A 22,598-nucleotide genomic window follows, 5' to 3' on the forward strand; every position below is an offset into this window, starting at 1 on the left:
CGCAAGAGTACCGCAAGGCCCGTCATCCGGCAATTACCCCTGTGACAAATCACGGCTTAATGGTTTTTCCATGGTGCGCAGCGACTGCCGCGCTTTCACCGAACGCCACGCAATCCACATGGCCAGGAAGGCCGGGATGGCGAACAGCAGGAACATCCAGAACGCGGCGCTTGATGCACCGGCATCCCCCTGATTCACACCGGCAAAGTTCGCCACGGTGCCCGCTAAAGCGGCACCCAGCGCGGCGGCAAAGGACTGGACAACGGTTATCGATGCACCTGCTTTTTCGCGGTCTTCCTCCGGTGCCTGTTGCAGCACGCGGGTCAGCAGATGCGGCCAGCCAAGGCCGATACCGAAACCGGCCAGCGTCAGTCCGACCACTACGCCGCTGATGTTTAGCCACGGCATCCCGAAAGCCACCGGCACTGTAAACAGCAGCAACAGCAGACCGGCGGTGAGGATCAACGGCCCGAAGACAATGGCATTATCGGCGCGACGGCCCGTCCAGCCTGAGCTGGCAACTTCACTGAGCGTCCAGCCCGCAGCGGCGGCGGCGGTGATGTAACCCGCGGCCAGCGGCGTCTGGCCGTGCAAATGTTGCAGCAGATAAGGAACAAACAGCTCACAGCCAAGGCCGATAATTAGCAACGTCATCACCAGATATAAACCGTAAAGCGGCGATGAAGTGCGCAGCGCATTACGCGGCAGTAAGCGTACATCGGCGGTAAATTCGCGATGACGTAAAATCAGCATCATCACTACGGCAATCACAAAACCGAGCAGATTGATAAGACCAGAGGTGGACAAACTCCCGGCCGAGACCACCAGCACCGCACCGGTCAGCAGCGCCAGTTGCATCAACGGCAGCGGCTCTTCCGGCTGCTTGTCACGCTGGGATTTCGGCAGCAGTCGCCAGACCCAGAAGCAGAAGAATGCAGTGACCGGCAGAAGTAAACCGAATGCCCAGCGCCATGCGTGCAGCTCCGCGAAGACACCGCCGACCGCCGGACCGACCAGCGTCGCGATGCCCCACATCGCCGAAATCAGCGCCATCGCTCGCGGCCAGAGCGACTCTTTAAACAGCAGATTGATCATCGCGTAGGACAGCGCAAACAGGAATCCGCCACCCAGCCCCTGCAACGCCCGCCCGAGCAGCAGCACCGGCATACTCGGTGCGGCGGTACAAATGGCGGCACCGGCAATAAAGATGGCTGCGGCGGTGAGATAACTGCCGCGCGGTCCGGCGCTGCGCATCAGCCGTGCAGAGAGCGCAGAGCCAAGAATCGAGCACACCACGTACAGCGTGGTGTTCCAGGCATACCACGCCAGTCCGCCGATATCCTGCACTACGGAGGGCAAAATCGTGATTACGATGTAACTGTTAGTGGCATAAAGCGCGACACCGGCACTCAGGGTGATCGCACTTCCCCGGTTTTCCGCGCTGAATAAATCCTTCCACCCGCTCTGACTTTCCGACATTTCTCTGCATCCCTTTGGTTTGTTCTTTTCGCACATTGAAGCACGTTGTGGTTATGGTATGATTAAAACAAGAAATAACTTGGAATATGTTTTACGTAATCTAGAACCCGGCGAGGCAATATGTCAAGCAATGACTTGGAAAATAACCATGACGTCAGACAAAGCGTCGCTGAGCGCATTCTGACGTTGCTCAAAACCCGCGGGGAATTGCAGGCCAGCGACGCCGGTCATCTGCTGGGCACCACCGGCGAGGCGGCGCGTCAGCAGTTTGTGAAACTGGCGAAAGAAGGTCTGGTGGAAGCCAAATCCGTTTCGCAGGGCGTCGGACGTCCGGCGCAGTTCTGGCAGCTTACCGCGCAGGGCCACGCGCACTTCCCCGACGCGCACGCCGATCTGACTGTACAGCTCTTACAGCTGATCCGCACATCTTTGGGGGATTCGGCGCTGGAACAGCTCATCATGTCACGGGAAACCCAGACGCTGGAAAGTTACCGTCAGGCGATGGCCGGGGCGGATTCGCTGGAAGAACGACTGCGACGGCTGACGGAAATCCGCACCCGCGAGGGTTATATGGCCGACTGGAAAGTACAGGAAGATGGCAGCTATCTGCTGGTAGAAAATCACTGTCCGATTTGTGCGGCGGCGGCGACCTGTCAGGGCTTCTGCCGTGCGGAACGTGATGTGTTCAGTAATGTGCTGGATGCCCGCGTAGAGCGTACCGAGCACATTTTGCAAGGCGCGCGCCGCTGCGCTTATGTCATCAGCCTGGGGCCGTAAAAATTGGGCGAAAAAAAACCGCCGGTAAAGGCGGTTAAGTCTGGGACTGTGGGAGCTTACTTGTTGCCGCTGCCCGCAGGACCGCTGCGACGCTGGCCTGCATGGGCAGGACGCGCGCGGGCTGGACGGTTTTCACCGGAGCCACGGTTTTCAGACGTTCCGCTGCGTGCGCTGCTGCCGCCCGGACGCGGTGCGCCTGAACGTGGAGCACCTGAGCGCGGTGCGCCCGAACGCTGGCCCTGACGTGGAGCGCCACGACCACCGCCGCCACCGCTGCCCTGACGACCATTGATGATAGGCTCTGCTTTGATGCTTGGATCTGGCTCGTAACCCGGCAGTGCAACGCGTGGAATTTCACGCTTCAGCAAACGCTCGATGTCACGCAGCAGTTTGTGTTCATCCACACATACCAGAGAAACCGCTTCACCGGTTGCTTCTGCACGGCCAGTACGGCCGATGCGGTGAACGTAATCTTCCGGTACATTGGGAAGCTCGTAGTTCACGACGTGCGGCAGCATATCGATATCCAGACCGCGCGCGGCAATATCGGTTGCAACCAGTACGCGAACGCCGCCATCTTTGAAATCTGCCAGTGCACGGGTACGCGCACCCTGACTTTTATTACCGTGAATAGCGGCGGCAGTGATGCCGTCTTTATTCAGCTGCTCAGCCAGATGGTTCGCGCCGTGTTTAGTTCGGGTAAACACCAGCACCTGCTTCCAGTCGCCTTCGCCGATCATCTGAGACAGCAGTTCTCTTTTGCGTTTTTTATCAACAAAGTGAACGGTCTGATCAATTTGTTCGGACGCTGTGTTGCGACGCGCGACTTCAACTGAAGCCGGGTTGGTCAGCAGCTTGCTCGCCAGACCTTTGATCTCATCAGAGAAGGTCGCGGAGAACAGCAGGTTCTGACGCTTGGCAGGCAGTTTTGCCAGCACGCGACGGATGTCGTGAATGAAGCCCATGTCCAGCATGCGGTCGGCTTCATCAAGCACTAAAATTTCTACCTGCGATAAATCAACAGCGCGCTGGTGTTCGAGATCCAGCAAACGGCCAGGCGTTGCGATCAGCACATCCACACCACCGCGCAGTTTCAGCATCTGCGGATTGATGCTCACACCACCAAACACCACCATCGAACGTAAGGTCAGGTACTTGCTGTACGCCTGAACGTTTTCGCCGATTTGTGCCGCAAGTTCACGGGTTGGGGTCAGGATCAGCGCACGAACCGGGCGACGTCCTTTGAATTGCGCATTGGTATGGCTGAGCATATTCAGCAGCGGCAGGGTAAAACCAGCGGTTTTACCGGTACCGGTCTGCGCGCTCGCCATCAGGTCACGACCTTCTAACACAACAGGGATTGCCTGACGTTGGATAGGCGTAGGTTCGCGATAGCCCTGTTCTTCAACAGCACGCAAAATTTCGGCACTTAAGCCGAGGGAATCAAATGACATATAAGGAAAAGCTCCAGTCCACTCTAACCCGAACGGGGTTCGGTGCAGTTTCAAGAGTGGATGATCAGACGAGGCAAATGAGGCATTACCACGAGGATTCGGCACAAACTGCAGTGCGCCAGTTGGGGCCATAATAGCACAGAACGCCGCTACGCGTGAAATTATCTCCCGTTGCTCTGTAAGCAGTGATGACAATCACAGACGCGGGCGAAAAATTGTGACCGGATATTCTGCCGTCATAGTCCAAAACCTTGATACAGGATAATCAATTATAAACCGGATCAATACGTTCCCACTTTTTGCGTCCCACTCTATGGATTCGCTTGCTATGCTTGCGGCAGCTCCCCCTTCACTCCATTAAGGCCATACCGCAGCGACATGGAAACCTGGAAAATCAATTTAATCTCCGTCTGGCTGGGGTGTTTTTTCACCGGCATGGCGATGAGTCAAATCCTGCCTTTTTTACCTCTTTATATCGAACAGCTGGGCGTCACCGATCACGCATCCCTGAGTTTGTGGTCCGGTCTGGTCTTCAGCGGCACATTTCTGGTTTCCGCCATCGTCGCGCCATTATGGGGCAGCCTCGCGGATCGCAAAGGCCGCAAACTGATGCTGCTGCGCGCGGCGCTGGGCATGGCGATCGTCATGATGTTGCAGGGCTTTGCCACCAACGTCTGGCAGCTGTTCATTCTGCGTACGCTGATGGGCCTGACCTCCGGTTATATCCCGAACGCCATGGCGCTGGTCGCTTCGCAGGTACCACGGGATAAAAGCGGCTGGGCGCTCGGTACGCTCTCTACCGGTCAGGTGTCCGGCGTAATTATCGGCCCGCTGCTCGGCGGTTTTATGGCCGATCACCTCGGCCTGCGCACGGTGTTTTTCGTCACCAGCGGCATGTTGTTTATCAGCTTCCTCATTACGTTATTCCTGATTAAAGAGCGCGTGGTGCCGGTCACCAAAGCCAACCGGCTCAGCGGAAAAGCCGTTTTCACCACGCTACCCTATCCGTGGCTTATCGTCAGCCTCTTCGTGACGACCATGATGATTCAGCTCGCCAACGGCTCCATCAGCCCGATCCTCACGTTGTTTATCCGCGAACTCTCCTCGGACACCAGTAATATCGCCTTTATCAGCGGTGTTATCGCCGCCGTGCCCGGCGTTTCCGCCCTCATGGCTGCGCCGAAACTGGGCAAGCTCGGCGATCGCATCGGCGCACACCGTATCCTCATCGCCGCGCTGGTCTTTTGCTTCATCCTGTTCTGTCTGATGGCTCTCATCAACACCCCGACCCAGCTCGGCATACTGCGGTTTATGCTCGGCTTTGGAGACGGCGCGCTGATGCCTGCCGTACAGGCGCTGCTGGTGAAATACAGCAGCGATCAGGTCACCGGCAGGATCTTCGGTTATAACCAGTCATTCATGTATCTGGGGAATGTCATCGGTCCATTGATAGGCTCAAGTGCCTCTGCGGTGCTGGGATTCCGCTGGGTGTTTATCGTCACGGCGATACTGGTGTTGTTTAACACGGTACAGGTATGGTGGAGTTTCCGGCAGGTACCGACGGGGAGAGTCAGGATCCCGTAGGGATTGGCTTGCAGCAGGCCGCTGCAATAGCGGCTTCAAAGCTCAAACTGAATTCAAGGTCTGGACATTGAATTAGCGTTTAAAACCCGCCCTATGCCCGGCAATGGCATAAAAAAAGGGCGCTTTTCAGCGCCCCTCTTAAATGTGCAATCAAAAACCTTAACGACGATTACCGAAAATGCGTAACAGCATCAGGAACAGGTTGATGAAGTCCAGATACAACGTCAGTGCGCCCACAATTGAGTATTTGCGGAAGTTATCGCGGTCATCCGCTGACAGCTGCGCACCCATGTTTTTCAGCTTCTGAGTGTCATACGCGGTCAGACCAACGAAGATCAACACGCCTGCGTAAGAAATGATGTTCGCCAGGCCGGAGCTTTTCAGCCACATGTTCACCAGTGAGGCCAACACCAGACCGATCAACGCCATGAACAACATGCTGCCGATGCCGGTTAAATCACGCTTGGTCACGTAACCGTAAACACTCATCGCACCGAACATACCGGCTGCTACGATGAACGTCCCGAAAATAGAGTCGCCGGTGTAAACGAGGAAAATGCTGGAAAGCGTCAGACCGGTCAGCGCCGAATAGAGCATGAACAGACCGGTTGCCACCGTGCCGCTCAGGCGATTCACCATGCCGGAAATCACGAAGACCAGGGCCAGCTGCGCGATGATCAAACCGAAGAACGTAATCTGGCTTGAGAAAACAAAACTCATGATTTTCTCAGAACCGGATGCATACCAGGCCACAAATGCGGTCAGCAGCAAACCACAGAACATCCAGCCATAGACTTGCGCCATGTAGGCCTGAATGCCGGTATTCGCGCGTTCAACAATTGAACCGTTACTACGTGGATATCGATCCATGATGATTACCCTTTTGCATGGAGGAAAAATGAGGCCAAAACAGCCTCCCGATATTCTAAGCGTATCACAGATAATGCGAAAAGCATGGGGGCTTGCGTGTGGTTGAACTGCGATTTACCAGCGCGCCGCCGCGTCTTTATCGCTGTCACGGGCGTCAACCCAGCGGTCGCCCTCTTCCGTCGCTTCACGCTTCCAGAAAGGCGCACGGGTTTTCAGGTGATCCATAATGAATTCAGTCGCTTCAAATGCCATTCCGCGATGCGCGCTGGTGACGCCTACAAACACAATTTCATCGCCCGGATACATCGGTCCGACGCGGTGATAAACCGAAACTCGTTGCAGCGGCCAGCGGGTACGGGCGTCAGCGACAATTTCCGCCAGCGCTTTCTCGGTCATCCCCGGATAATGCTCCAGCGTTAACGCGCTGACGTGATTACCCAGATTGTGATTGCGCACTTTGCCTGTAAAGGTCACCACAGCGCCGTCCGCATCGGACTGCGCCAGCCAGTGGTATTCATCGCCAACGCGAAACGGCGCAGCATCGACAATAATTTTGGTCTGATCCATCTCAGCCTCCGGTGACCGGCGGGAAGAACGCCACTTCATCACCCGCTTTCAGCGGATGCGCCATATTGGTCAGCGTTTGGTTCACTGCCACCAGCAATTTGCCGGATTCCAGCGCCAGCGCCCAGCGGTCACCGCGCGCCATCAATGCGTTGCGCAGACAATCAACGGTTGGGAATTCTGCCTGCAGTTGCAGTGCTGAGGTGCCAATAATTTCACGCACCTGCGCGAAGAACAAAATCTCGATCATGCTTCCACCTTAAAATCACCGGATTTCCCGCCACTTTTTTCCAGCAGGCGGATCGGGCCGATCACCATGTCTTTCTGCACCGCTTTGCACATATCGTAAATCGTCAGCGCGGCGACGGATGCAGCCGTCAGCGCTTCCATTTCGACGCCGGTTTTACCGCTCAGACGACAGCGGGATTCGATGCGCACGCGGTTATGCTCAGGCTGCGCTTCCAGATTCACTTCTACTTTGGTCAGCAGCAGCGGATGGCACAGTGGGATCAGATCCCAGGTTTTCTTCGCAGCCTGAATACCAGCAATGCGCGCAGTGGCAAACACGTCACCTTTATGATGATTACCGCCGATGATCATCGCCAGCGTACTTTCAGCCATTTCGACAAAGGCTTCGGCGCGGGCTTCACGAACGGTTTCAGCTTTGCCAGAGACGTCCACCATGTGGGCATCGCCGGAAGCATTGATATGAGTGAGTTGTGACATTCTTATTTCTTCAAATGTGGAGTGAAATTGCACGGCCCCTGACGGGCGTCGAGCTGGGCTTCAATGATGTTATCCCAGGCCGTCTGACAGGCGCGGGTTGAACCTGGCATGGCAAAAATCACGGTCTGATTGGCGATGCCTGCAATGGCACGAGACTGAATGGTCGAGGTACCGATATCTTCAAACGACACCATGCGAAACAGTTCACCGAAGCCTTCGATTTCACGGTCAAACAACGGTTTGAGGGCTTCCGGCGTGTTATTACCGGCGTTAAAACCGGTACCGCCATTAATCAAAATCGCCTGAATTTTTTCATCAGCAATCCACGCAGACACCACGGCACGGATACTGTAGATGTTCTCTTTCACGATTTGCTGCGCGACAACGTGGTGCCCTGCTTCGGTCGCCGCTTCTTTCAGGTAATGCCCGGAGGTGTCATCTGCGTCGTTACGGCGCTCGGACACCGTCATAACAGCCACGGATAACGGCAAAAATTCTTTGCTGGCTTTGCTCATCAGTTTGCTCCTTAAACGATTTGGTGCCGGATTCAGCCGCCGATAAACGACAGGTTCTGAGTAATACCGGTATTGCCTTCATGCAGGAAGTGAGTCTGTTTTTTACGGCTGAGGCCGCCCTGTATGCGCTCCATCAGGTCTTCCTGCTGCATATCGTCAGCCAGTAAATCGCGCAAAGGGATCCCCTGCTCACCGAACAGACACAAATGCAGATTGCCGGTAGCAGAGACGCGCAGGCGGTTACAACTGGCGCAGAAGTCTTTTTCATAAGGCATGATCAGGCCGATTTCTCCGAGATAATCCGGATGACTGAACACCTGTGCGGGACCGTCGCTGCGCGAACGAGTCTGCAACTGCCAGCCCTGACGCACCAGCTGCTCGCGCAACACGTCGCCAGAGACGTGATGTTTGCGGAACAGATCGCCGCCGTCGCCGGTTTCCATCAGTTCGATGAAACGCAGCTGAATCGGACGAGTTTTGATCCAGTCGAGGAACGTGCCGAGGCTGGCGTGATTCACGTCGCGCATCAGCACGGTATTGACTTTCACTTTGCTGAAACCGGCGTCAAAGGCCGCATCAATGCCGTCCATGACTTCACGGAATTTGTCCTGCCCGGTGATGGCATGAAACTGGCGGGCATCGAGGCTGTCGACACTGACGTTGATATTGGTCAGCCCGGCATCGCGCCATTTGCTGATATCACGCGCCATGCGATAACCATTGGTGGTCACCGCCAGCGTGTTAATGGAGGGATTTTCGCGCACGGCGGCGATGATCTCGCAGAAGTCGCGTCGCAGCGACGGTTCGCCACCGGTCAGGCGCACTTTTTCCGTTCCTAACTGAGCGAACGCGCGGCTGACCCGACGGATTTCATCGAGCGAGAGAAAGCTTTTATTGCTGTGTCCGTGCGGCTTGTAGCCATCCGGCAGACAATAGGTGCAACGAAAATTGCACACGTCGGTGATCGACAGCCGCAAGTAATAAAACTTGCGGGCAAAAGCATCAGTAAGTTGAAGCACCTTTACACCTTTCCAAATACGGGAGATGCGGGCATTTCTGCCATGCACCCTGGTGACGTTCGTCACGGCCAGAGCACCATATTGTTTCTGTGGGACTATCGTCAGAAAGCAACTTAGGGGCAAAGGCTAGGAGTTGATTCATTTCTTTCTTTGCAGAAACCATGAATTCGGGTAACGACGTATATTCTAACGCCGCAAAGTCCGGATCGCCAAGGTGGTTTTTCGTTATGCATTTTGATATATAACGATTTTTCGATGCAAAATGCTGCATTTTCAACGATAAAAGCGGCGATGTAGAAAAACGGTTTCAGAACGGCTAATTGATAACATCCTGTTGCAAAATTAGGTAAAATCCCCGAATAAACTTAAGCCTCCCGTGCCCCCCGTCTTACAAGGAAACTTATGCGCAATCGTACTCTCGCTGACCTCGATCGGGTGGTGGCACTCGGCGGAGGCCACGGGCTTGGCCGCGTGATGTCTTCGCTCTCTTCGTTGGGGCCGCGTCTGACCGGCATCGTGACAACGACAGATAACGGCGGTTCGACCGGACGCATCCGCCGTTCGGTGGGCGGCATCGCGTGGGGTGATATGCGCAACTGCCTGAACCAGCTGATCACCGAACCCAGTCTGGCCTCGGCGATGTTTGAGTATCGCTTCACCGGTCAGGGGGAACTTGACGGACACAACCTCGGCAACCTGATGTTGCGAGCTCTGGATCACCTGACCGTGCGGCCGCTGGAAGCCATTAATCTGGTGCGCAGCCTGCTGAAAGTGGACGCTGAGCTGATCCCGATGTCCGAAGATCCGGTGGATCTCACCGCGATTGATGCGGACGGGGTACGCGTTCATGGCGAGGTGAACGTCGATAAGCTGCAAAAAATCCCGCGTGAACTGCTGCTGGAGCCGCAGGTGCCTGCCACCCGCGAAGCGATTCAGGCGATTGCCGAAGCCAATCTGATCCTCATAGGCCCTGGCAGTTTCTACACCAGCCTGATGCCGCTGTTGCTGATGAATGATCTCACCACTGCCCTGCGCCGCAGTCGCGCGCACATTGTCTACATTGGCAATCTGGGGAAGGAACTGAGCGTCGCCGCCGCCTCGCTGACGCTGGATAACAAGCTGGACATGATCGAGAAACGCATTGGCCGCCGCGCCGATGCTGCCATCGTAGGCCCGAAAGTGCTGGTGGGTAACTGTGCCAATGAACATCTGATTATTCAGGGCCCGCTGGAAGCCAGAGATATTCCGTACCGTCATGACCGCGAAATGTTGCGCATGGCGCTGGAAGAAGCGCTGCAAAAGATGAAGTAACGTTCTGCTTCACATGACAAAGGCCGCACTATGCGGCCTTTGTCATATTTGTGTGGCGTTATTTACTGCCAGTAGGCCAAAATCTGCGCCGTGGTTTTCACCGTCACAGGATTGCCCGGCACTGACAGTCCTTCCCAGACTTCGTTGTGATGGGCAATAAGCTGCTGCGCAGTTACGTGTGTGCGGTTGCCGGTAGTATGGGCATCCGACGCCACGGTTACCGCGTAGCCTTTGCTGGCCGCGACTTTAAGGGTGGTGTCGACGCAGTAATCGGTAGCGCAGCCGCAAATTGTGAAGCGTGTGGCGTTCAGTTCTTTCAGCACATCTTCCAGTCCGGTGCGATAAAAAGAGTCACAGGCAATTTTGGTCACTGAGATCGCATCCGGCGGGCGATGCAGCTCCGGCAAAATATCCCACAGCGCGCTGCCTTCGGTCATCTCCCCTTCGGCATGCTGAATGAAGATGACGCGCCCTGCCCGGTCGATCAGTTGATTGATAAGGCTGGCCCGTCCGGCACGATCAAACCGTTCGGATTCAAACACGCCATTTTGCATATCTACAACAATCAGTACGTTTTGCTCTGCCACGATCCTTTCCCTCAATAATCAAAACCGAGAATGAAAAAAGCCTCGCATAACTTTACACAATGCGGGGCTTTTTCACTCCTGATAACAATGAATTTATCAGGAGTGATTGTCCTGTTTTTTGGTCAACGGATGATTGTTCCACGGGCTGTCGGCCGTCGGTTTGGCCGTACTCACTTTTGGCTTTTGCGCTTTGACTTCAGACAGCGGCGTGCGGCGTTTGCTGCGGCTCATGTCCGGGCGAAGATGGCCTTCAATGAAATCCAGATACAACGTTTCGACTTCCTTGCGCGCCCAGGGCGTGCGGCGCAGGAATTTCAGGCTGGATTTTACGCTCGGATCGCTTTTGAAACAGTTGATGTTCACCTGTGAAGTCAGTGCCGGCCAGCCGAAGTTGTCCACCAGCGTTGTCAGCAGTTTTTCCAGCGTGACGCCGTGCAGCGGATCTTTCGCCGCGCCAGGGTTTTGTGGTGTATCAGTCATCAGCAAGCTCACTCAACAAAATTCAGGGCGCGCAGTCTAGCACTTTTGTTCGCTACTGACACCGCACGCCTGCGGGATTACGACACTGCGATAAACTGTTCGCGCAGGGCGTGCAGTTCGTCGCGCGTATTGGCTGCCTCTTCGAACTCCAGATTCTGCGCATGCGCATACATCTTGCTTTCCAGCTCCTTGATTCGCTGCTCCAGGGCTTTTGGCGTAAGCGATTTGAAGGTCTGCGCCGCTTCGGCATCTCGCTTGTCTTTGTTCTTTTTGGTCTTCGGCTGACCGAGTTGCAGAATATCGGAAATCTTTTTGTTCAGCCCCATCGGCGTGATGCCGTTATCGAGGTTGTACTGTTCCTGTTTAGCCCGGCGGCGCTCGGTTTCCTCGATAGCTTTCGCCATGGATTTGGTTATCCGGTCACCGTACAAAATTGCTTTGCCGTTGAGGTTACGAGCTGCACGGCCAATGGTCTGAATAAGCGAGCGTTCAGAACGCAGGAAGCCTTCTTTGTCAGCATCCAGAATTGCCACCAGCGACACTTCCGGCATATCCAGTCCTTCCCTCAGCAAGTTGATGCCGACCAGCACGTCGAATTCGCCGAGACGTAAATCACGGATGATCTCTACGCGCTCCACGGTATCGATGTCAGAGTGAAGGTAACGCACCTTCTCGCCGTGTTCTTCCAGATACTCGGTCAAATCCTCAGCCATACGTTTGGTCAGCGTGGTGACCAGTACACGCTCGTTGATAGCAACGCGTTTGCGGATCTCTGACAACAAATCATCAACCTGCGTGGTCACCGGACGCACTTCGATCAGTGGATCGAGCAGACCTGTAGGACGCACAACCTGCTCCACCACATCGCCACCGGATTTTTCCATCTCATAGGTGCCCGGCGTAGCAGATACGTAAATACTTTGCGGCGCGGCGGCTTCGAATTCCTCAAAGCGCATCGGACGGTTATCAAGCGCAGAGGGCAAACGGAAGCCGTATTCCACCAGCGTTTCTTTACGCGAGCGGTCACCTTTGTACATCCCGCCGATTTGCGGAATAGTGACGTGGGATTCATCGACAATCAGCAGTCCGTCGGCAGGCAGATAGTCAAACAGCGTTGGCGGCGGCTGGCCCGGACCGCGTCCTGACAGGTAGCGTGAATAGTTTTCGATGCCGGAGCAATAGCCCAGCTCGTTCATCATTTCGAGATCAAACTGCGTGCGCTGGCTGATGCGTTGCTCTTCCAGCAGTTTGTTATTGTCCAGCAGCACTTTACGCCGGTCGGCAAGTTCCACCTTGATGTCTTCCATCGCCTGCACGATACGTTCACGTGGAGTGACGTAGTGCGTTTTCGGGTAGATGGTGAAACGTGGCACTTCATGTTGAACCTGGCCGGTCAGTGGATCGAACAGCGACAGCCGCTCGACTTCCTGGTCAAACAGCTCAATGCGTACCGCCAGATCGTCAGATTCCGCCGGGAAGACGTCAATCACTTCGCCGCGCACACGGAACGTACTGCGCTGGAAGGCCTGATCGTTGCGGGCGTATTGCAGTTCGGCCAGACGGCGCAGGATCGAACGCTGATCGATGATCATGCCCTTGGTCAGGTGCAACATCATTTTGAGATACAGATCCGGATCGCCCAGACCGTAAATCGCCGATACCGAGGCCACCACGATCACATCGCGGCGTTCCAGCAGGGCTTTCGTGGCAGAAAGACGCATCTGCTCGATGTGTTCGTTCACCGAGGCATCTTTTTCGATAAAAGTGTCCGAGCTTGGGACATACGCCTCAGGCTGGTAGTAATCGTAGTAAGAAACAAAGTATTCAACGGCGTTTTCCGGGAAGAACTCTTTCATTTCGCCGTACAACTGCGCCGCCAGCGTTTTGTTGGGCGCCAGCACCATCGTCGGACGGTTGAGGTCAGCAATGACGTTGGCCACAGTAAAGGTTTTGCCAGAGCCGGTCACCCCGAGCAATGTCTGATGTGCCAGACCGTTCTCCAGCCCTTCTTCCAGACGACGGATCGCCTCAGGCTGATCGCCTGACGGTTTAAATTCGGAATGCAGTTTGAACACTTTACTCATGACGGGCTACCTGACTGAAGAAAAAAACGCAAAAGACCATTGGCAAAAAACAGGACCTGGGGCGGAGGATCAGTATGGAAGACTCCGCGTTTTTTGCCACTGCTGATTTTTACCGCCACTATATTACTGTATATAAAACCAGCCTCCAATGACTATTCATTACTCAGTGCTTAACCTTTTGCCATACCTGCACTTTTTTAGGTTATCGGCAAAACGCATTTTTCACCATCAGGTGACATTTATCCCCAAAATTTATCCTCCGTTAACTTACTGACCACAGGTTGACGAAAATTGACACTGTCTTTGCGAACGAATTGCGGCCATATTGCTTTTAACTAACCAATTGATTAAAAAGGATATCGTTAAAAAGCCGCGAATTCGGGCAAACCGAGCGCAACCCGCGTCCCGTCTCGTCTGTAGCATCTTTTCTCACTCTCATGCACAAGGTTATCCACAGGAATAGTGGATAACTCACAGCACGCCGCATACAGCGGGAGTTAGTAAAAAACATCATTCGGGCTTTTGGAACGCCTGAGTGGTTTTTTTTAGTTATTTTTTATCTTTTTTATCTCCTTATTTATGCCTATTTTGCCTAGATTTCAGGGTGGATGTTCCTTGCAAAAATCAAAAGTGTCGATCTAAAGGATCTCTGAACATTCCCGTGTCGGATCCTCTGCACCAAAATCAGTGAGACCGGCACTGGCAAAGTGCAGCACTATTCTCCATATGCACTGTGAACGACGTCAAAACCTGAGCAATGCTTATGAATAATCCTAAATCCCTCCCCGCCATACCGTTAACAGCCTGGTAACTTCTCTTTTTATCGCACTTTATAAAACTTGGCCTGAGAGTTGCAAATTCCATGCTGTAAGAGATTTTATGAAGCATTCCCCTGCATAAAGCGCGAACAGTGGAATAAAAATGTCAGAAAAATGACAGTGGCCGTCAAAATTATGTTCAGCGGAACGCTCCGTGAGCGAGGGAGGTCTGATGTTAAGTGTAAAATCGGTTAATCAGTATTACGGTCAAAAACACATTCTGTGGGATATCAGTCTCGAACTTTACCGCGGGCAATGCACCGGTTTGATCGGGCGAAACGGCGTCGGTAAAACGACGCTCATTAACTGCATCATGGGGCATCTTCCGGTCAAAAGCGGCGCGATTTTCTGGCAGTCCGCCAATGAAGAACCGCAAAGTTTGCTCAATTTGCCGGTAGAAAGCCGGGCGCAGATGGGGATTGGCTACGTGCCGCAAGGACGACAAATATTTTCGCAAATGAGTGTCGATGAAAATCTGCAAATCGCCATGATGTCCAGCCGGAATAGGACACGTCGTGTACCTGAGCAGGTGTACGACCTTTTTCCGGTACTTAAGGAGATGGGTTCACGCAAAGCGGGTGAGCTCGATGAGAGCCAGCAACAGCAGCTGGCGATCAGCCGGGCGCTGGTTCAGCAGCCAGAACTGCTGATTCTCGACGAGCCGACAGAGCACACCAGCCCGGCGATGGCGGCGAATATGGGGAACATTATTCACCGTCTGAATCGCGATCTCGGCCTGACGCTGCTGCTGGTCGGCCATAAACTGCCGTTTATCCGCAGCGTCGCAGACCGGTTCTGTCTGGTGGACGGCGGGCGTAATGTCGCGCAGGGCACACTGGCGCAGCTTGACGATACGTTGATTAAAAATTACCTGACGTTCTGATATCTGTTTTTAACCGTTTCAGTGACTCAGGCGTCCGAGATCGAGATATTGTCCCAGATTGACATCCAAACCGACACTCAGGTACGGGATCTCGCCCAGCAGTGGCGCAGGCAACATACGCGTGAGCGTAGCCATGTAGGCCTGATGATGCTTCCCCGTCTCCTGAACGTCGTTGGCAATCCATCCCGCAAGCTGTAAACCACTCTGCGCGATAGCCTGTGCGGTCAGCACAGCGTGATTGATGCAGCCAAGACGCATCCCCACCACCAGCACAACCGGCAACTGTTCGGCCATCACCCAGTCAGCAAAGGTGTAATCTGCGGTAAGGGGCGTATACCAGCCGCCCGCGCCTTCTACCACCACCCAGTCCGCCAGCGGTTCGAGATGTCGCAGCCCTGCCGATAATACCGCCGGATCGATCGGGCGCTTTTCCAGCTCACTGACGATGTGCGGCGAGGTGGGTTCGATAAACGTACACGGATTCACTTCGTCATAGCGCAACCCGACAGTACTGAACGCCTGCAACGCCAGCGCATCGCTGTTGCGCGGCCCTTCGGCGGTCATTTCACTGCCGGATGCCACCGGTTTGTATCCGGCGGTGGTATGCCCGGCGCGCGCAGCGGCCTGTAAAAATGCAGTGGTCGCGACGGTTTTACCGACTTCGGTGTCGGTGCCGGTAATAAAGTATTTTTTCATTTTTATAGTAATTAAGTGCCTGGTGTTGGTTTGGCTCCCTCCCCTGCGAGGGGGAGGAGTTTATTAGCGTGGGATCAGCTCTTCCACCTGCAAAATGCCGTAGACCATCCGGTAGTTTAGCGGCAGGATGCCGTCGCGGCGGACGTAATGTTTTTCCAGCAATTGCAGGCGCTCGCGCCCGCCCAGCCCGCCGATGCGGCCATTTTTGATGTGCGTCGCACCGATGCCTTTCAGAGACCGCATCAGCGACATCACATCGGGGAATTCGGCGATGTGATCACTGAAAGTGACTTCGTGGCGATACGGCGCGCAGGCTTCGGCAATTTTGTCCGGCGTCAGGAATTTGTTCACATGGCGACGCCCGTCAACCTTCATCCAGGCGGCGGCCAGCTCGTTGAGCGAACCTTCCGCCAGCGTGGAGAAAATTACCAGCCCGCCATTGCGGGTGACGCGGTGCATCTCTTCCAGCGCACGCGGCAAGGCATTGCACCACTGCACGGCCAGATTGCTGAAACAGATGTCGACGGAGTTGTCGGCAAACGGCAGACGCTCAATATCACCGGGTACATATTCGTCGGCGGAATCCAGCTCGCGGGCACGCGTTAACATGCCTTCGGAGAGATCCAGCGCGATGATATGATTGCCCTGCGCCCGCCAGTGGCGACTGAAATAGCCGGTGCCACAGCCCGCATCCACCACGGTATTTTTTACGCCGTCCAGCGCATACATCTTCAGGTACGGCGCGGCAAGAGAGAGTAATTCCTCCCCGACCTCACGCTGCAACTGTGCGGCATTTTCATAACTGATAGCAGCACGACTGAACGCGTCGGCCACCGCTTGTTTATTCACTAATTCAGTGACTGCACCCATGAAGGGACTCCAGCAAAAAATCGATATCTTCCGGCCTGTGCGCCGCCGTCAGGGTAATACGCAACCGCGCGCTGCCCGACGGCACCGTCGGTGGACGGATAGCGCTGACCCACAACCCGCGCTCGCGCAAATTTGCCGCCAGATCCAGCGCGGGCTGATTTTCGCCCACGATAACCGGCTGGATCGCGGTCTGCGAACCGGTCAGCCGATAAGGCAATCCGGCGGCACCCGCGCGAAAACGGGCAATATTGGCTGCCAGTTTATCACGCAGGCCGTTGTCTTGCTGGATCCGCGCCAGCGAGGCTTGTAACGCACAGACTTGCGCGGCGGGCATCGCGGTGCTGTAAATCAGATGGCGGGCAAACTGCAACAGATAATCGGCCGTTGCCTCGTCGCACAACACCGCCGCTCCGCTGCATCCGAACGCTTTGCCAAAGGTCACCACCAGCAGCTCCGGTCGAACGCCCTGCTGCCAGCAACTGCCGCGCCCCTGCTCACCCATCACCCCGACGCCGTGGGCATCATCGACCATCAGCCAGCTACCGTGCGCCTGCGATAAATGATGCAGTTCGGCAAGTGGTGCGGCATCGCCGTCCATGCTGAATACGCCTTCGGTCACCACCAGCGTTTCACCGGCCACCGGTTTTTCCAGCAAGCGCGCCAGAGAATCCGGCTGATTGTGATGAAACCGCCGCAGCTGTGAAGGCGCGTGTGCGGCGGCTTCCAGTAAAGATGCGTGACTGAGTTTATCCGCCAGCACGCGGTCTTCGCTTTGCATCAGCGCCGCCAGGATCGCCTGATTCGCCGCAAAGCCTGAGATAAACAGCAGCGCGCGCGGATACCCCTGCCACGCGGCCAGTTGTTCTTCAAACCCGGCATGCGCATCGCTGTACCCGGTGACGTGCCCGGAACCACCGCTGCCCGTGCCATATTTCTGCGCGCCCTGCTGCCACGCGGCGATCACCTCAGCGTCCTGACTCAGGCCGAGATAATCGTTACCCGAGAAATTCAGGTAACGCCGCTCGCCTTGCGTCAGAAAGCGCGCGCTGCCGCCCCGGTTCGGCTGACGTACGCGGAAAGCGGCGGCCTGTTTGCGGGCGGAAATCGCGGCATCGATCCGCGTTTGCCAGCTCATCGTTCAGACAGCGGCGTTGTAGAATTGCGGCGTATCGGCGTGAACCAGCTGTTCGGCCAGCGCGGCCTGCTGCTGGTTATCACCCATTTCCGTTTCGAAAACCTGCGGATTCAGACCGAGTTTACCGAACAGGATCAGATCTTTGTCTTCCGCCGGGTTTGGCGTGGTCAGCAGTTTGCAGCCGTAGAAGATGGAGTTGGCACCAGCCATAAAGCACATCGCCTGCGTCTGCTCGCTCATCTGCTCGCGGCCTGCGGAGAGGCGCACGTAAGATTGCGGCATCATGATGCGCGCGACGGCGATAGTACGGATAAAGTCGAAGGGATCGACGTCGTCGTTATCGGCCAGCGGCGTGCCTTTGACCTTCACCAGCATGTTGATTGGCACGCTTTCCGGCACCACCGGCAGGTTCGCCAGCTGCATCAGTAAACCGGCGCGATCTTTGACGGTTTCGCCCAGACCCACAATACCGCCGGAGCACACTTTGATGCCCGCACCGCGCACTTCCGCCAGCGTATCCAGACGTTCCTGATAGCTGCGCGTGGTGATGATGCTGCCGTAAAATTCCGGTGACGTATCGAGATTATGGTTGTAGAAATCCAGCCCCGCTGAGGCCAGACGCTGCGCTTGGGTGGTGTTCAGCGAGCCGAGCGTCATGCAGGTTTCCATGCCCATCTCTTTTACGCCCTGCACCATCTGCTCGAGGTAGGGCATATCACGGTCATGCGGGTTTTTCCACGCCGCCCCCATGCAGAAACGGGTTGAACCGGCGGCTTTCGCCTGACGCGCCGATTCCAGCACCTGTTCAACTTCCATCAGACGTTCGGATTCCAGACCGGTTTTATAACGGGAACTTTGCGGGCAGTATTTGCAGTCTTCCGGGCAGGCACCGGTTTTGATCGACAACAGCGTGCTGACCTGTACCTGACGCGGATCGAAGTGCTGACGGTGGATCTGCTGAGCTTCAAACATCAGCTCAAGGAAAGGTTTGTTAAACAGTGCCTGAGTTTTCTCAAGCGTCCATTGGGTGCGGGTGGTCATCGCGACGACTCCAAAATAAATGTTTCGTGAACGTTTTTATGGTCGGTATACTGTCAACCATTCTCGATTCGTTTTAGTTTACGGTCAACGATAATTATATTTTTTAGTTTACAACTTTGCACCCGCAGGAATCTTTTATGAACCCCGCCGATCTCGAGTTCGACCAGCGCCATGTCTGGCATCCCTACACCTCCATGACCAAACCGCTGCCCGCGTATGCGGTTGAATCGGCGTCTGGCGTGATGTTGCAACTCGCCGATGGCCGCCAGCTGGTGGACGGCATGTCGTCGTGGTGGGCAGCGATCCACGGTTACAACCACCCGCAGCTGAATCAGGCGGCGATCGAACAGATCGGCAAAATGTCGCACGTGATGTTCGGCGGGATCACTCATCCCTCGGCCATTGCGCTGTCACGTCGTCTGGTGGAGATGACCCCTGCCGGGCTGGAATGCGTGTTTCTGGCGGATTCCGGATCGGTCGCGGTGGAGGTCGCGCTGAAAATGGCGATGCAGTACTGGCAGGCGCGCGGTGAGAAACGTCAGACGCTGCTGACGCTGCGCAACGGCTATCACGGCGACACGTTCGGTGCGATGTCGGTGTGTGATCCGCAAAATTCTATGCACAGTTTGTATCAGGGTTATCTGCCGCAGCATCTGTTTGCCGATGCGCCGCAAAGCCGTTTTGGCGGGGAATGGGATGATGAGGATATCGCGCCGTTCGCCCGCCTGCTGGAAGAGAATCATCGCAAAATCGCCGCCGTGATTTTAGAACCCGTGGTGCAGGGGGCGGGCGGCATGCGAATTTATCATCCAACTTATCTGAAGCGGGTGCGTGCGCTGTGCGATACCTTCGGCGTGCTGCTGATTGCCGATGAGATCGCCACCGGATTTGGCCGCACCGGCAAGCTGTTTGCCTGCGATCACGCGGGAATTTCGCCGGATATTCTCTGCCTCGGGAAGGCGCTGACCGGCGGCTACATGACGCTTTCGGCCACCCTGACCACCCGCCACGTAGCGGAAGTCATCAGCAACGGCGAAGCGGGATGTTTCATGCACGGCCCGACTTTTATGGGCAATCCGCTGGCCTGTGCTGTTGCCGACGCCAGCCTGCGATTGTTGTCAGAGAACCGCTGGCAGGCGCAGGTGTTTAGCATCGAAAAACAGTTGAAAACCGAACTGGAGCCGCTGGCGGAACACCCGGCGGTGGTGGATGTGCGCGTGCTCGGCGCGATAGGTGTGGTAGAAATGCGCGAACCGGTGAACATGGCGCAGTTGCAAAAACACTTTGTTGCCGAAGGCGTGTGGATCCGTCCGTTCGGTAAGCTGATTTACCTGATGCCGCCGTACATCATTTCGCCCGCAGAGCTTAGCCAGCTGACCGGCGCGATTGCCAGTGCGCTGGCTGCGTTATACTGATTCGCGCCGTCGTTACACCGCGCTGACCAGACGGTGTGACGTCGAAAGCAGCGCGCTCAGCTTTTCACGGCTGAGCCGCGCTTCTTCGGTGAGATAGTCAATCGCCACCGTCAGCGCGGGCGTCGGATTTTCCGGGTACAGCAATGTGTACGCCGCGCCGCTCGCCACGCACAGCGGGAATGGCGCAATCACCCTTCCCGCCTGTAAATCATCTTCGATCAGTGTCAGATCGCCAATCGCCACGCCATAACCTTGCAACGCCGAGTTAATCGCCAGATCCAGCGTGTCAAAATGCTGTGATTTGGCCGAAGGCAGACTTTGCACGCCCTCTTCACGTAACCACATCAGCCAGTCACGACGATCCCGCGTCGGGTGCAGCAGGGTTTTATCCGCCAGCTCACCTACGTCCGTTCGCCCGTTGTGACGCGGCAGAAAGTCTGGCGTACACACCGGCGTCAGCACTTCATCAAACAAATGGTGAGCACGTCGCTGGGATTCCGGCGGCCGCCCGAAAATCACCGCCGCATCAAAATGCTCATTGCTGAAATCGACACCGTGGGCGATGGATGCCGTCAGTTCGATGCGCATATCAGGGCGGTCATTTTGCAACTGGATAACCCTCGGCAACAACCAGCGCATCGAACAGGTCGGGCATTTAATACGCAGCGTGTCCGGGTGTGAACCGACGCGTTTGAGCGCCTCGCCCATCAGCGCCAGCGCCTGTTGTACCGGCGGCAACAGCTGTGCGCCGCGCGGGGTCAGCGTCAGTCCGCGCGCCTGGCGTAAAAACAACGGATAACCGAGCGACACTTCCAGCCCGGTTATCTGCCGGCTGACCGCGCCCTGCGTGATGTGCAGCAGCGTCGCGGCGTGCGTCAGATTGAGCGTCTGCGCCACCACGGCAAAGGTTTTCAGCACGTTGAGTGACGGTAAATTCAGGGCATTCAGATGGGACAACTCGGAAGAAAGGGTCACATTCACCTCGGTTAAATCGTCATTAAGCCATGACCGCAGATCATGCCTAGTATGACAAATTTTCTATTGTCGGCACAGGGGAACTGTTGCTTAATCGTTGAACACCCGTTTTAACCCTCTTATGGCCGTGTGGCCTGATTTATTGGGAAGCCTGCTATGAAAAGCGCACTGTTACCGCAGTCTAAATTACCCGACGTCGGCACCACGATTTTCACCGTGATTGGCCAGCTGAGCGCTGAGCACAATGCCCTGAATTTGTCACAGGGCGCACCGAATTTCTCCTGTCAGCCGTCGCTTATCGACAGCGTGACCAAAGCCATGCGCGAAGGTCATAACCAGTACGCGCCAATGAGTGGCGTGGCGGCACTGCGCCATGCGCTGTCAGCCAAAGTTGACGCGCTCTACGGCTGCCATTACGACGCCGATGCCGAAGTTACCGTGATGGCCAGCGCCAGCGAAGGGCTGTATTCCGCCATCAGCGCGCTGGTACATGCGGGCGATGAGGTGATTTACTTCGAACCGTCGTTTGACAGCTACGCGCCGATTGTCCGTTTGCAGGGCGCAAAGCCGGTGGCGATTGCGCTTTCGATGGATGATTTCAGCATCGACTGGGATCAGGTGGCGAGTGCCATTAACAGCCACACGCGGATGATCATCATCAACAGTCCGCACAACCCGACCGGCGCGATTTTTACTGATTTTGATATCGAACGCCTGACCGCGCTGACCAAAGACACAGACATCGTGATTTTATCCGATGAAGTGTATGAACATGTGGTGTTCGACGGCGAGCGCCATGAAAGCATGGCCTGCCATCCGCAACTGGCCGAGCGCAGCGTGATTGTGTCTTCTTTCGGCAAAACCTATCACGTCACCGGCTGGCGCGTCGGCTATTGCCTCGCGCCCGCTGAACTGATGAGTGAAATCCGCAAAGTGCACCAGTTTATGATGTTCTCCGCCGACACGCCGATGCAGGTCGCCTTTGCTGAAGCGATGGCCGATCCGCAGAGTTATCTCGGTCTGGCGGATTTTTATCAACAAAAACGTGATTTACTGGCCGATGCGCTCAGCGAATCCCGCTTTGAATTACTGCCAAGCCGTGGCAGCTTCTTTATGCTGGCGCGTTTTAGCCATTTCAGCCCGCTCTCCGACGACGAATTTGTGCTGAGCCTGATCCGTGATCATCAGATAGCCACCATTCCGCTGTCGGCGTTTTACAGCAATAACAAACCTACCGGGCTTATCCGCCTGAGTTTCGCGAAAGATAACGACACGCTGTACGAGGGCGCCCGCCGTCTGTGTCGCGTCTGAGCCT

General features: G+C 55.7%; 22 protein-coding genes and 1 riboswitch. Of the genes, 6 read left to right on the top strand and 16 right to left on the bottom strand.

Annotated elements, in window-relative coordinates:
- Window positions 1-33 precede the first annotated feature (33 nt).
- On the bottom strand, window positions 34-1,479 hold the full coding sequence (locus GE278_14380) for an MFS transporter (protein ID QLK61889.1): 1,446 nt from the start codon (window positions 1,477-1,479) through the stop codon (window positions 34-36).
- 120 nt (window positions 1,480-1,599) lie between these two features.
- On the opposite strand from GE278_14380, the gene GE278_14385 reads away from it, so the two are divergent.
- Complete coding sequence (locus GE278_14385) at window positions 1,600-2,256, top strand: MarR family transcriptional regulator (GenBank protein QLK61890.1); 657 nt, start codon at window positions 1,600-1,602, stop codon at window positions 2,254-2,256.
- Between the two features lie 56 nt (window positions 2,257-2,312).
- Here the strand turns inward: GE278_14385 and rhlE are convergent, their stop codons facing one another.
- Window positions 2,313-3,710, bottom strand: a complete 1,398-nt coding sequence (rhlE, locus tag GE278_14390; protein ID QLK61891.1) for an ATP-dependent RNA helicase RhlE — start codon at window positions 3,708-3,710, stop codon at window positions 2,313-2,315.
- Between the two features lie 378 nt (window positions 3,711-4,088).
- On the opposite strand from rhlE, the gene GE278_14395 reads away from it, so the two are divergent.
- Window positions 4,089-5,294, top strand: coding sequence for an MFS transporter (locus tag GE278_14395; protein ID QLK61892.1), 1,206 nt, complete (start codon window positions 4,089-4,091; stop codon window positions 5,292-5,294).
- 159 nt (window positions 5,295-5,453) lie between these two features.
- Here the strand turns inward: GE278_14395 and GE278_14400 are convergent, their stop codons facing one another.
- The 6 genes from GE278_14400 to moaA all read right to left on the bottom strand — a co-directional run bounded on the left by GE278_14400 (window position 5,454) and on the right by moaA (window position 8,988).
- Window positions 5,454-6,164, bottom strand: coding sequence for a BAX inhibitor (BI)-1/YccA family protein (locus GE278_14400; GenBank protein QLK61893.1), 711 nt, complete (start codon window positions 6,162-6,164; stop codon window positions 5,454-5,456).
- A gap of 114 nt (window positions 6,165-6,278) precedes the next feature.
- Complete coding sequence (moaE, locus tag GE278_14405) at window positions 6,279-6,731, bottom strand: molybdopterin synthase catalytic subunit MoaE (protein ID QLK61894.1); 453 nt, start codon at window positions 6,729-6,731, stop codon at window positions 6,279-6,281.
- 1 nt (window position 6,732) lies between these two features.
- A complete protein-coding gene (moaD, locus tag GE278_14410; GenBank protein ID QLK61895.1) occupies window positions 6,733-6,978 on the bottom strand; it encodes a molybdopterin synthase sulfur carrier subunit in 246 nt (81 codons plus the stop codon).
- Entirely contained in the window at window positions 6,975-7,454 is a 480-nt protein-coding gene (moaC, locus tag GE278_14415; GenBank protein ID QLK61896.1) for a cyclic pyranopterin monophosphate synthase MoaC, read from the bottom strand. Before moaC ends, moaD begins: the two co-directional genes overlap by 4 nt.
- A 2-nt stretch (window positions 7,455-7,456) precedes the next feature.
- The gene (moaB, locus tag GE278_14420) at window positions 7,457-7,969 is read right to left on the bottom strand and encodes a molybdenum cofactor biosynthesis protein B (protein QLK61897.1); all 513 of its coding nucleotides are present in this window, start codon (window positions 7,967-7,969) and stop codon (window positions 7,457-7,459) included.
- A gap of 32 nt (window positions 7,970-8,001) precedes the next feature.
- A complete protein-coding gene (gene moaA / locus GE278_14425) occupies window positions 8,002-8,988 on the bottom strand; it encodes a GTP 3',8-cyclase MoaA (GenBank protein ID QLK61898.1) in 987 nt (328 codons plus the stop codon).
- A riboswitch (molybdenum cofactor riboswitch) is annotated at window positions 8,978-9,133 on the bottom strand. It overlaps the preceding gene by 11 nt.
- A gap of 257 nt (window positions 9,134-9,390) precedes the next feature.
- Here moaA and yvcK point away from each other — a divergent pair.
- Window positions 9,391-10,299 (top strand): uridine diphosphate-N-acetylglucosamine-binding protein YvcK, encoded by a 909-nt coding sequence (gene yvcK / locus GE278_14430; protein ID QLK61899.1) that lies wholly within the window; start codon window positions 9,391-9,393, stop codon window positions 10,297-10,299.
- Between the two features lie 62 nt (window positions 10,300-10,361).
- On the opposite strand, the gene GE278_14435 is transcribed toward yvcK, so the two are convergent.
- From GE278_14435 to uvrB, 3 genes are all read right to left on the bottom strand, one after another.
- Window positions 10,362-10,886: an isochorismatase family protein gene (locus tag GE278_14435; protein QLK61900.1), complete on the bottom strand. Its 525-nt coding sequence runs from the start codon at window positions 10,884-10,886 to the stop codon at window positions 10,362-10,364.
- 96 nt (window positions 10,887-10,982) lie between these two features.
- Window positions 10,983-11,366 (bottom strand): DNA-binding protein VF530, encoded by a 384-nt coding sequence (locus tag GE278_14440; GenBank protein QLK61901.1) that lies wholly within the window; start codon window positions 11,364-11,366, stop codon window positions 10,983-10,985.
- Window positions 11,367-11,443: 77 nt separating this feature from the next.
- Window positions 11,444-13,450, bottom strand: a complete 2,007-nt coding sequence (gene uvrB, locus GE278_14445) for an excinuclease ABC subunit B (GenBank protein QLK61902.1) — start codon at window positions 13,448-13,450, stop codon at window positions 11,444-11,446.
- Window positions 13,451-14,440: 990 nt separating this feature from the next.
- Between uvrB and GE278_14450 the strand changes: the two genes are divergently transcribed.
- Entirely contained in the window at window positions 14,441-15,151 is a 711-nt protein-coding gene (locus tag GE278_14450) for an ATP-binding cassette domain-containing protein (GenBank protein QLK61903.1), read from the top strand.
- A gap of 18 nt (window positions 15,152-15,169) precedes the next feature.
- On the opposite strand, the gene bioD is transcribed toward GE278_14450, so the two are convergent.
- The 4 genes from bioD to bioB all read right to left on the bottom strand — a co-directional run bounded on the left by bioD (window position 15,170) and on the right by bioB (window position 18,893).
- Complete coding sequence (gene bioD / locus GE278_14455; GenBank protein ID QLK61904.1) at window positions 15,170-15,847, bottom strand: ATP-dependent dethiobiotin synthetase BioD; 678 nt, start codon at window positions 15,845-15,847, stop codon at window positions 15,170-15,172.
- Between the two features lie 63 nt (window positions 15,848-15,910).
- Complete coding sequence (bioC, locus tag GE278_14460; GenBank protein QLK61905.1) at window positions 15,911-16,717, bottom strand: malonyl-ACP O-methyltransferase BioC; 807 nt, start codon at window positions 16,715-16,717, stop codon at window positions 15,911-15,913.
- Window positions 16,701-17,852 carry an 8-amino-7-oxononanoate synthase gene (gene bioF, locus GE278_14465; GenBank protein QLK61906.1) on the bottom strand — a complete coding sequence of 384 codons (1,152 nt, stop codon included), beginning with the start codon at window positions 17,850-17,852 and terminating at the stop codon, window positions 16,701-16,703. Before bioF ends, bioC begins: the two co-directional genes overlap by 17 nt.
- 3 nt (window positions 17,853-17,855) lie before the next feature.
- A complete protein-coding gene (gene bioB, locus GE278_14470; protein ID QLK61907.1) occupies window positions 17,856-18,893 on the bottom strand; it encodes a biotin synthase BioB in 1,038 nt (345 codons plus the stop codon).
- 137 nt (window positions 18,894-19,030) lie between these two features.
- Between bioB and bioA the strand changes: the two genes are divergently transcribed.
- Window positions 19,031-20,308, top strand: coding sequence for an adenosylmethionine--8-amino-7-oxononanoate transaminase (gene bioA / locus GE278_14475; protein ID QLK61908.1), 1,278 nt, complete (start codon window positions 19,031-19,033; stop codon window positions 20,306-20,308).
- 12 nt (window positions 20,309-20,320) lie between these two features.
- Here bioA and GE278_14480 read toward each other — a convergent pair whose 3' ends face one another.
- On the bottom strand, window positions 20,321-21,283 hold the full coding sequence (locus GE278_14480; GenBank protein QLK61909.1) for a LysR family transcriptional regulator: 963 nt from the start codon (window positions 21,281-21,283) through the stop codon (window positions 20,321-20,323).
- A gap of 156 nt (window positions 21,284-21,439) precedes the next feature.
- Here GE278_14480 and GE278_14485 point away from each other — a divergent pair, with 156 nt between their 5' ends.
- Window positions 21,440-22,594: an aminotransferase class I/II-fold pyridoxal phosphate-dependent enzyme gene (locus GE278_14485; protein QLK61910.1), complete on the top strand. Its 1,155-nt coding sequence runs from the start codon at window positions 21,440-21,442 to the stop codon at window positions 22,592-22,594.
- The last annotated feature ends 4 nt before the right edge of the window (window positions 22,595-22,598 follow it).

It is taken from the genome of Enterobacteriaceae bacterium Kacie_13, from assembly GCA_013457415.1.
Classification (GTDB): domain Bacteria; phylum Pseudomonadota; class Gammaproteobacteria; order Enterobacterales; family Enterobacteriaceae; genus Rahnella.